Source organism: Clostridium sp. Cult1 (assembly GCF_021655095.1).
Classification (GTDB): domain Bacteria; phylum Bacillota; class Clostridia; order Tissierellales; family Tepidimicrobiaceae; genus Schnuerera.
In genome coordinates, this window is the sequence record NZ_PPXW01000001.1 from 621,386 (window position 1) to 622,583 (window position 1,198).

General features: G+C 29.4%; 1 protein-coding gene. It reads left to right on the top strand.

Annotation, left to right across the window (positions count from 1 at the left end):
• On the top strand, nucleotides 1–794 hold a 794-nt coding region (locus C3E89_RS02930; protein WP_236911002.1), incomplete at its 5' end, for a hypothetical protein.
• Nucleotides 795–1,198: the final 404 nt, after the last annotated feature.

Here is a 1,198-nt window from a genome sequence, read left to right on the forward strand (position 1 = left end):
AAATAGATTATGAAAATAAAAAAGCTGAATTGGAGATTAGAATGTTTGATAACCTTGGATATTTGAGATTGTTCTTAGGTGATAGTCAAATATATCTTTATGAAGAACCATTATTAGAAGTTGACCCAACGGAAAAAGTTATAAATTTGACTTTAGATTTAATAGATGGAGAGAATGTGTTTGAGTTTACTTTATATGATTTAGCAGACCATGCAACTAGAAAGGAAATAACTATAGATTCCACATCTATAATTTCTAATGTTCAACCTGCAGAAGATGTGATACTAGAAACAGGGGAGTCGATAGAAATAAGCTTCAATGCACCTACTGGTGGAACAGCCTCTTATAAGATAATGTTGCCCTTTGAATTGGGAACTAATTCTGAAGGAATACCAATGGAAGAAATAACTCCTGGAACCTATGTAAGTTCCTTTACAGCACCAGCAGGGTTAATTGCATCAGATTTACAAGTGGAAGTAGTTTATATGGGGTTAGATGGAAAAAGAAATGCTAAAATAGCATCAGGAAAGATTACTATAGTAGGGAAAATAGAGAATCTACCTGAAAACACTATAATAGTAGGTGAGGAAGCTTATAATATAGATTACCTTAACAATAATCCAAAAGCTCAGCTAAAATTTATAGAATGGATGAATACAGGCAATGAAGTCTATAAGAAAACCAATAGTAATATCTTTATTGATTCGGAAGGAAATCCAATAGATATTGAAAGTTTGCCAAAATCAATAATTTATTTCGATAAAGATGGAGATCAATATAATTTTGGTAAATAGATAAAACTAATTTCTATGAGATATTCTAAAAGGGTTTTGTGCTTTAGCCACAAGACCCTTCCAATCTAAAAGCAAAAATAAGAAAATAAATAAACAAATACGACTTAATTTATTAGAATATTCAAAAACATATCCTATGCCATATTAGAAATCGCAGATATCAATAGAAAAATAGAATAAGATGTAATTATATCAAATAAAATACATAAATACAAAAACTTGACAATCAATTATGTTTGATATAAACTTTTTATAAGGTCTATAGGGTAAATAAATTTACGATTCTTATAAATTACAAAAAGAGTTTGTGGTTTGCCACAAGACCCTTTTTGAAAATAAAAGTAAGGAGGTGCAAATTAAATAGTAAGCCTATTAAAACTATGAGGATTAAAGGGGGATAATGG